Source organism: Siphonobacter sp. BAB-5385, from assembly GCF_002261125.1.
Lineage (GTDB): Bacteria > Bacteroidota > Bacteroidia > Cytophagales > Spirosomataceae > Siphonobacter.
In genome coordinates, this window is sequence record NZ_NMPS01000023.1 from 1 (window position 1) to 9,203 (window position 9,203).

General features: G+C 48.1%; 8 protein-coding genes. 7 read left to right on the plus strand and 1 reads right to left on the minus strand.

The window, feature by feature from the left end:
• Positions 1–533 precede the first annotated feature (533 nt).
• From BWI93_RS01755 to BWI93_RS01785, 7 genes are all read left to right on the plus strand, one after another.
• Positions 534–2,030 carry a catalase gene (locus tag BWI93_RS01755; protein WP_094808452.1) on the plus strand — a complete coding sequence of 499 codons (1,497 nt, stop codon included), beginning with the start codon at positions 534–536 and terminating at the stop codon, positions 2,028–2,030.
• A 329-nt stretch (positions 2,031–2,359) separates the two neighbouring features.
• Positions 2,360–3,418 (plus strand): ferrochelatase, encoded by a 1,059-nt coding sequence (hemH, locus tag BWI93_RS01760; RefSeq protein WP_094808458.1) that lies wholly within the window; start codon positions 2,360–2,362, stop codon positions 3,416–3,418.
• 63 nt (positions 3,419–3,481) lie between these two features.
• On the plus strand, positions 3,482–4,624 hold the full coding sequence (locus BWI93_RS01765; RefSeq protein ID WP_094808459.1) for a cysteine desulfurase family protein: 1,143 nt from the start codon (positions 3,482–3,484) through the stop codon (positions 4,622–4,624).
• Between the two features lie 44 nt (positions 4,625–4,668).
• Entirely contained in the window at positions 4,669–5,217 is a 549-nt protein-coding gene (locus tag BWI93_RS01770; protein ID WP_094808453.1) for an NUDIX domain-containing protein, read from the plus strand.
• A gap of 58 nt (positions 5,218–5,275) precedes the next feature.
• Positions 5,276–5,809, plus strand: a complete 534-nt coding sequence (locus tag BWI93_RS01775) for an AAA family ATPase (RefSeq protein ID WP_094808454.1) — start codon at positions 5,276–5,278, stop codon at positions 5,807–5,809.
• Between the two features lie 321 nt (positions 5,810–6,130).
• Positions 6,131–7,846, plus strand: a complete 1,716-nt coding sequence (locus tag BWI93_RS01780; protein WP_094808455.1) for an FAD/NAD(P)-binding protein — start codon at positions 6,131–6,133, stop codon at positions 7,844–7,846.
• Between the two features lie 315 nt (positions 7,847–8,161).
• Entirely contained in the window at positions 8,162–8,623 is a 462-nt protein-coding gene (locus BWI93_RS01785) for a bacteriocin fulvocin C-related protein (protein WP_094808456.1), read from the plus strand.
• Positions 8,624–8,708: 85 nt separating this feature from the next.
• Here BWI93_RS01785 and BWI93_RS01790 read toward each other — a convergent pair whose 3' ends face one another.
• Positions 8,709–9,086 (minus strand): DUF779 domain-containing protein, encoded by a 378-nt coding sequence (locus tag BWI93_RS01790; RefSeq protein WP_094808457.1) that lies wholly within the window; start codon positions 9,084–9,086, stop codon positions 8,709–8,711.
• Positions 9,087–9,203 lie beyond the last annotated feature (117 nt).

A 9,203-nucleotide genomic window follows, 5' to 3' on the forward strand; every position in this document is an offset into this window, starting at 1 on the left:
GTCTTTTAGTCCGTATGCATTCCATGCCGGCACGAACGCCGCTTACTTCCTCTTGCTCAAAGCCACCGCATTGCCGAGGAAGCAGGCGGCTTTTCGCGATAGGACGGGGCCCGGTTTTTATGCCGTCCACTATACTAACTCGCTAAAACCAGTAACCAATCCCTATTAATAGATGAAAATCCCTCCCGCCCGTAAGCAGCGGAACGACCTACAACAGCCGCAACGCGGTGGCCTTGAGTAGGCTGTTGTTAGTGGTGTAGAGGCTTACGGGCTACCGAACAGCCATGTTTAATGGACCAAGTCCAGTCTAGGTGAATAATGAAGTTCCCTGAATGCAACATGACGAAACGATCGCTTCTCAAATAAGCAAACCTTTTATTCCAATTCATTGATAATGAACAACTACCAACCGTAACATAAATTTTAATTATAACTTATCAAAAACATTGATTTTACTTATTTAAATCAGACTTCTACTTTTGTTCCGGTTCTACGAAAGAGCAACTCTTTCTTATTAAGCAACCTTTATCCCCATGGAACAAAACAAGCTAACTACTGCATCCGGCCGTCCTTACGCCGAACACGAAAATAGCCAAAGTGTAGGTCCTCGTGGCCCGCTGTTATTGCAGGATTACATTCTGCACGAAAAAATGGCTCACTTCAATCGGGAGCGTATTCCCGAACGCGTGGTACACGCCAAAGGCTCCGGAGCATTCGGTACCTTCACTGTTACAAACGATATTACAAAATATACCCGGGCCAAACTGTTCAGTGAAATCGGTAAGCAAACGCATTTGTTTTTGCGTTTCTCGACCGTAGGTGGCGAAAAAGGCTCCGCTGATACGGAACGCGATCCGCGTGGCTTTGCCCTGAAATTCTATACCGAAGATGGCAACTGGGATTTAGTCGGTAATAATACGCCCGTATTCTTCATCAAGGATCCCAAGAAATTCAGTGATTTCATTCATACGCAGAAACGCGATCCGTATACCAACATGAAATCGGCCACGATGATGTGGGATTTCTGGTCACTCAATCCGGAGTCGTTGCATCAGGTGATGATCCTGATGTCCGATCGCGGAACGCCTTACGGATACCGCCACATGCATGGCTTTGGTAGCCATACGTTTTCGTTCATCAACCAGGAGAATGAGCGATTCTACGTCAAATTCCACTTCATCACGCAGCAGGGCATCAAAAACTTCACGGCGGCCGAAGCGGATGCCATGAAGGCGAAAGATATGGATTTTGCCCAGCGTGATTTGCTGCAACACATCGACAAAGGTGATTTCCCGAAGTGGAAAATGATGGTACAGATTATGCCCGAAGCGGAGTCGAGAACCTACCACTGGAATCCCTTTGATCTGACGAAAGTATGGCCTCACGCCGATTACCCACTCATTGAAGTCGGTGAAATTGAACTGAATCAAAACCCTAATAATTACTTCCAGGACGTAGAACAGGCTGCTTTTGCTCCCGCTCACGTGATTGACGGTATTGGCTATTCGCCCGACAAAATGTTACAGGGCCGTTTGCTCTCGTACCCGGACGCCCAACGGTACCGTTTGGGTGGCAACTACGAGCAAATTCCGGTCAACCGTTGTCCCTATGCCACCAATAATTACCAACGCGATGGTCAGATGCGGGTGGATGGTAATGGCGGACGTAACCCCAACTACTTCCCCAATTCGTTCGATAACACCGTAGCTGATCAATCCTACCGCGAACCCGCCTGGGAACTGGATTCCAACGTGGCTGACTGGTACGACCGCAACGCCGAAGGTGAAAACGATCACTACACACAGCCGGGCAACCTGTACCGCAACGTATTGGACGAGGAGCAGAAAGCTCATTTGGTAGAAACGATTATCGGTGCCCTCGGTGGTGTAGACGGTCCTCGGCGGGACGAAATCATCAACCGCCAGTTGTGCCATTTCTTCCGGGCCGACATCGGGCTGGGTATGCGGATTGCTCAGGGACTGGGCGTAAACGTAGAAGCCGCCATGCCCCGTAAGCACGAGACGGCGTAGTTGGTTTGAGTTGGGTTTGATCGTTTTAGGTTTGAAAAGGTTTTAGGTTTGATGGTTTCAAGTTTAAGTGTTTAAAGGTTCAAATTTAAGATTTGAGAATGTTTGAATGGTTTCAGGTTTGATACAGGTACATCTTTGACAACCCGTAGTCTCGCCGATGCTCAACTTTAAACAATCAAACTTAAAACCTTAAACGATCAAACACTCAAACTAACCCAATGCATTCCCACTCTTTGGGAAACATTTCCGACCTTTGTTGGGTTGAAAGCTTACGAGCAAACGTCATTCGTTTTATTTTACAGATTGACCTTACTAGTCGATCCTCAGCCATGCAAGTGTTAGAAGTAACGTCCGTCCCCACTACTCAGAAACTTAAAACCGGTATCCTGCTGGTCAACCTCGGCACGCCCGATAGCCCCAGCGTACCCGACGTGCGGAAATACCTGCGTGAGTTTTTGATGGATGGCCGGGTTATTGATATTCCGACTGCCAATCGCTGGGCTTTAGTCAATTTGATCATTGCCCCCTTTCGGGCACCGAAGTCGGCTAAAGTGTACCAGGAATTATGGGAAGAACGGGGTTCACCGCTGAAGTTCTACGGCGAAGATGTGAAAGCCCTCTTGCAGCAACGCCTTGGCTCTGATTACGTGGTCGAACTGGCCATGCGGTACCAAAACCCCAGCATTCAGGCCGGACTGGATTCGTTTCAGAAAGCGGGTTTACGCAAAATTATCGTCATTCCCTTTTTCCCGCAGTACGCCTCCGCCACCACGGGTTCGGTGTACGAAAAAGTGATGGACATTGTGGGTAAATGGCAGGTGATTCCGGAAATCTCATTTACCAATACGTTCTTCGATCACCCGAAATTCGTCGAGTTTTTTGCCGGAGCCGCTCGAAAGTACATGCAGGAACGGGAATACGATTTCTTCCTGTTCAGCTACCATGGCGTACCGGAGCGGCAGATCCTGAAAGGAGATGCGACGGGTACCACCTGCCAGTTGAATAACTGCTGCGACCGTCTTCATTCCGGTAATCAGTACTGTTACCGGGCCCAGTGCTTCGCTACGACGCGATTGCTGGTGCAGGAACTGGGACTGAAAGAAGGCACCTACGCGACCAGTTTCCAGAGCCGCCTCGGTAAAACGCCCTGGATTCAGCCGTATACGGAAGATATGGTCGTGAAACTGGCGAAAGAAGGGAAGAAAAATGTACTGGCTTTTAGCCCCGCATTCGTAGCCGACTGTCTGGAAACGACGATTGAAGTCGGTGAGGAATACAAAGAAGTTTTCGAGAAAAACGGTGGTCAGCACTGGCAACTGGTGGAAAGTCTTAATAACAGTCCCCAGTACATTGATTTGCTCGCCGATTTAGTCGAAAAACAAGTTTAAAACACCCCTTAACCAACGCATCGCCCCGGTACTGCTGGGGCGATTTTTTTGGTAACGATCGCTATGAACCGTCCGATTTACCTCGACTATAACGCGACTACGCCCGTTGATTCCCGGGTGCTGGAAACGATGCTTCCCTGGTTCACCGAGCAGTTTGGCAATGCCGCCAGCCGGACGCACCTCTATGGTTGGGAAGCCGCCGAAGCCGTCGAAATCGCTCGCCGTCAGGTAGCCCGCATTCTGGGAGCCACGGAAAAGGAAATCGTTTTCACGAGCGGAGCTACTGAATCAAATAATCTGGCTCTGACGGGCGTATTCGAGGCCTCTTCGAAGAAACATTTCATCACGGTACAAACCGAACACAAGGCAATACTGGATGTCTGTACGCATCTGGAAAAATTAGGTGGCGAAGTTACGTACCTCGCTCCGGATACTGACGGACTCATCACGGCACAGCAAGTCAGCGACGCCTTACGCCCTGACACCGCTCTGGTATCGGTCATGTGGGCCAATAATGAAACGGGGGTCATTCAGTCCATCCGCGAACTGGCCCGTGTTTGTAACGAACGCGGTGTACTCTTTCATAGCGATGCGACGCAGGCCGTGGGTAAACTACCCGTATCGGTTGAAGGCATCGATTTACTCAGTCTGTCGGCTCATAAGTTGTACGGTCCCAAAGGTATCGGGGCCTTATACGTTCGGAAAGGTACACCCCTGAGTATTCAGATGCACGGTGGTGGACACGAACGGGGCCGCCGCTCCGGCACGCTGAACGTACCGGGCATTGTCGGCCTGGGTAAAGCCGCTGAACTGGCTCAGCAGACGCTAACCCAGGAAGCGGAACGACTGGCCGCGTTACGGGATCAGCTCGAAACTCAACTGCTGCAACAGATTCCGGGTACGCGGGTGAACGGTTCCCGAACCTCCCGTCTGCCTCAGGTAAGTAATCTGGCTTTTGAAGCAGTCGATGGCGAAGCGTTGTTGATTAATCTCACTCGTATCGCCGTATCGAATGGTTCGGCCTGTACCTCGGCTTCGGTGCTTCCCTCCCACGTACTGAAAGCCATGGGTCTGAGTGATGACCTGGCTCACGCCTCCGTTCGGTTTAGTCTGGGACGTTATACTACTGAAGAAGACATTGCCGAAGCCATTTCGCACGTGGTAGCGATGGTCGCTAAAACTCGAACGGACTTTCTGGTGATGTAAGCCAGATTTTTCCGAATATTGGGGGAATCTTCTATCCCCAAACCATGGAATATTTTGAACTCTATACGGAGCAGAATTTGCCCCGCTGGCAAACCAAACCCCGATCTGACGTACACCGCGAAGGAGACTGGCACCGTAGCACCGAAGTATGGGTGATTAATGATCAGCGGGAACTCTTGCTCAATCTTCGCCATCCCGATAAAGACCTTTTCGCCAACCTGTGGGACGTATCCATAGCCGGTCATCTGCAACCAGGTGAAAACTACCGAACGGCTGCCCTACGGGAAGTACGCGAAGAGCTTTCGTATCCCGTTTCTTCTTCGGAATTACACTTCATTGACGTCTGGAAAATAGATGGCTTCGATGTCCATACCCAGTTGTACGACCGGGAGTTCGCGGGTGTCTTTGTCTGGCTAACCTCACTTCCGATTACTGCTTTTACGCCCCAGCCGGAAGAAATCAGCGAGCTGCGTTTCGTACCCATCCATCAGGCTCGACAGGCCTTGGAAAACCCAGGTACGGGCCTGAATTTCATTCCGCTGGAAACCATTTTCCTGGAGATTTTAAGCCGGATTGAATCCACTGCGTTGTAACGTTTTCCAGCAAAAGTTCATCTAACCGTTACAGACGCTCACTTCATTCGTTTTTGCTATGGATCTTTCAGAACTCGGAGATCGTATCTGCATTTTGGGGCCTTCCAACAGCGGCAAGTCTACGCTTGCTCAGGCCATTGGTCAGAAATGTAACCTGGAAGTCATTCACCTGGATCAGTTTTATCATTGGCCCCATACCAACTGGCAGGTACGTCCACGCGACGAATTTATTGCCTTGCACGATACAGCTATCGCGGGTGATCGCTGGATAATGGATGGCAACTATACCGGTTGTATGCCGCAGCGGTTTCAACGGGCTACAGGGCTGATCTTATTAGATGTCTCTACCTCAACTAGCCTGGTCCGCTACTTCTACCGTACTCTTTTTCAATCCAACAGACCTGGCAATCTAGCAGGTGGGCAGGATAGTATTAAGTGGGCAATGCTTCACCATATTTTGGTTGTTACGCCTAAAAATCGGAAGCGATACACGCAACTATTCAATCAGGCGGAACTTCCTAAAATTCGGCTCACCTCCCGCCGGGAAATCAATCAATGTTACCTGGACTGGAGTCTGCAACGGCCCTTGTAGGGTCTTCCAGATAGCAGAAAAGAAGCCTCGTTTCAGTACGCACCCTTTCTGGTGCCCGATTCGGCAGACTTTTTTAAAATTCCGATCCTTCCCTGGTAACGTTTTAACACAAATCAATTTTAAACGTTTATACCATACCGTTCCATTTAATCACTAAAGATTCCTTTAGTATCTTAGCCAAAACGGATTCGTAATTATCCTATTATCTTTCTACGACTACTGTTTATTCCCTGATTATCAGCTAAATTTTATTATTCAGAACACTAGGCGTTGAAATTTGTTAATAACGTATAGAATAGATCTAACTCATTTGTTGAAGCTGTGAAAAAACACATCGCCATTCTGGGGGCTGGACCCAGTGGACTATACGTTTACAAACAATTGGTCGAAGGACACCCCACAGATGTAACGATTGACATCTTTGAAAGCAAACAGCAGTTGGGGGCTGGTATGCCTTATAGTTCAGAAGGGGCGAATGTTGAACATATTACCAATGTTTCCGGTAACGAAATTCCACCGTTGGTCACTTCCGTGCGAGAGTGGATTCAAACCTTACCCGAAGAAACCCTGCAAAGGTTTGGGATTGATCGCCAGAACTTTCACTCCTATCGCGTATTGCCACGATTACTGTTTGGACAGTACCTTTCCGACCAGTTTTCCCTATTGCAGGAGAAGGCCCGGCAACTGGGTATCATCACCAACGTTCATCTGGGAAGTTCAGTCACGGATATTATCGATGAGCCCGATCAGCAACGCGTATCGGTGGAAGTCAATGAAAAGGATCGCTTTTCGTTCGATGCGGTAATTATTTGTACGGGTCACGACTGGCCTAAATCGCACGAAGGAAAAATTCCGGGCTACTTCGATTCACCCTATCCGCCCGCTAAACTTCGAGGCGTTTATAACCAGACGATTGCTCTACGCGGGGCTTCGCTCACGGCTATTGATGCCCTCCGTACCCTGGCCCGTGCCAATGGTACCTTCCGTCGTAACGAAGCAGGTAAAGTCGTTTTTGAAAGTGATGCTCCTGATTTTCGGATGGTGCTTCATTCCCGGGATGGTTTTTTACCAGCCATTCGCTTCCACCTGGAAGAGCCGCTGGTAACCCGCGATGCATTGATGGACGAAGCAGCGATTGCTGCCAATCGGGTCAGCAACGAGGGCTTTTTGTCGCTGGATTTTGTCTTTGATGAAAACTTCAAGCAATCCTTTAAAACCAAAGACCCCGACTTTTACGACCAGATTAAGGATATGAAGCTGGAAGCGTTCGTAGAAACCATGATGGCCCAACGCGAACAAACCGATCCGTTTGATTTATTCCGGGCGGAATATCAGGAAGCGGCTCAATCCATTCGGCATCGCGAGTCGATCTATTGGAAGGAGATGCTGGCGGCTCTGAGTTTCTCGCTAAACTATCCCGCCAAGTATTTCTCGGCGGAAGATATGCATCGTTTAACGAAAGTACTGATGCCGTTGATTTCGCTGGTGATTGCCTTCGTGCCCCAAAGCTCGGCTGAAGAATTACTGGCGTTGCACGACGCAGGTCGGCTTAGTCTGATTGCCGTAGGTTCAGACAGTGAAGTAGAGCCTCAACCCGAAGGAGGCATTCGTTACCAGTACACGGACGAAGCCGGAAAGCCCCAATCACAGACCTACACAACGTACGTTGATTGTGTCGGACAACCGCACTTGAACGTGGATTCGTTTCCTTTTGAAAGTTTGAAGCAGGCGAAGTGTGTCAGTCAGGCCCGTCTGGCGTTTCAATCGGCTCAGGCGGGGAAAGAAGCGATGGATGAAAATCCGAAAACCGTCAGTCAGGATAGCCAGGGCACCTACTATATGCAAGTGCCCGGCATTACCATCACCGATGATTTTCAGATCGTCGATCCGCAGGGCGTAGCTAGCGATCGTATCTTCAATATGGCCGTTCCGTACATGGGTGGGTACAATCCCGATTATTCTGGACTTGATTTCGCCCAGGAAGCTTCGGCCCGGATCATCGGACACATTCTAGCTCTTGAACCTGCTTCGGTGTAGGGTTCAATTAATTGGTGCTTAAACAATACAAAAGGCTCAGGATAGGTAACCCTGAGCCTTTTGTATTTATCTTCCATACACAATCGATTCTCACCTATAGAGTTAGCTTTATTTACTGTGATTCTTTTATTATTATCTAATATCTTTATTTGAATCTGTTCGTTCGTTAGAATGAAAGTAAAACCCTGAAGATTATTCAACAAGCTAAATCGCTATTAAAAAGTAACAAAAAAATATTATAAACTTTTGATTAAATTAAGTAAAATTGTTCAAAATAGATAGAAGCAATTGCAAGCTCATCCCCTGATCTCTCTTATGAAAAAAGGTTTTTATATCCTCCTCTCTTCACTTACGCTACTACCATTAGGCTGTTCTCAGTACAACTCTAAGATCTCATTCAAAAATACGCTTCATGAAGAAACTTCTGATCAGTATATAACTCATCTTCAGTCGACTATCGATGAATCGAAACTCAATCAGATGCTATCGCTGAGAAGCCTTCCAGCTAGAAAGAAGTTTTATCTCACTACCTTAAATTCGGCAGAACGCTATTACTTCTGGGTTCGAAAGTTCAATCATTACGCGACTCTGCCCGAAGCTACTACTGAGCAGAAAGCCTTACTCAAAGAATTGGTCGGTCATTTAAAGCCTGAATTTTTTTCCACGCCATCACAGGCCAACGAGTTCAGTGAAGCATACATGGCCCAATGGAACAAAAAGGCATTGTCTGCCTTTGATCAAAGTCATCTGGCAACGCTCACGGGTACGCTGGAGTAAACGTACTGGCTTTTATTCATCAATTCAGCATAAAAAAAGAGCTCCGGGTTTTCACCCGAAGCTCTAGCGGACGTTGATGAAGCATTTATACCGCTCCACCAACGGAAACAGGTTCCAGATTTTGCAACTCCTCTTCCGTAAAAAGTCGCGAACGAATCAGAAACCTTACGCCTAACGGAATTTCCGCCGAAAAACTAGCCCCGCGTCCCGGTACTACGTCCAGCGTTAATTGCGTATGTTGCCAGTATTCAAACTGAAAGTCACTCATGTAAAAATCGCAGCCGTGTACGCGTCCCAGTAATACATCGTGACTGCCAATCTTGAAATCGTTTATTGGAAAACACATCGGCGAAGATCCATCACAACAGCCGCCGCTCTGGTGAAACAATAGCTCACCATGCTCTTCCCGCAGTTGATCAATAATGGCTTTCGCCGCATCGGTAATTAAAACGCGAGCAACCATGATAGTTTTCAGTTTGCGATTTTCAGTTTGCAGTTCTATACGTACTACCCTATTTTACTTCGCAAGATTTCTGCGACTAGTAGCCAACTGAAAACAGAAAACCGCAAACTGAAAACT

Excerpts from the sequence above, each read along its gene's own strand:
- BWI93_RS01765 (WP_094808459.1), top strand. The coding sequence starts at position 3,482 with ATGAACCGTCCGATTTACCTCGACTATAACGCGACTACGCCCGTTGAT.
- BWI93_RS01785 (WP_094808456.1), top strand. The coding sequence starts at position 8,162 with ATGAAAAAAGGTTTTTATATCCTCCTCTCTTCACTTACGCTACTACCA.
- BWI93_RS01755 (WP_094808452.1), top strand. The coding sequence starts at position 534 with ATGGAACAAAACAAGCTAACTACTGCATCCGGCCGTCCTTACGCCGAA.
- BWI93_RS01775 (WP_094808454.1), top strand. The coding sequence starts at position 5,276 with ATGGATCTTTCAGAACTCGGAGATCGTATCTGCATTTTGGGGCCTTCC.
- BWI93_RS01770 (WP_094808453.1), top strand. The coding sequence starts at position 4,669 with ATGGAATATTTTGAACTCTATACGGAGCAGAATTTGCCCCGCTGGCAA.
- BWI93_RS01790 (WP_094808457.1), bottom strand. The coding sequence starts at position 9,086 with ATGGTTGCTCGCGTTTTAATTACCGATGCGGCGAAAGCCATTATTGAT.
- hemH (WP_094808458.1), top strand. The coding sequence starts at position 2,360 with ATGCAAGTGTTAGAAGTAACGTCCGTCCCCACTACTCAGAAACTTAAA.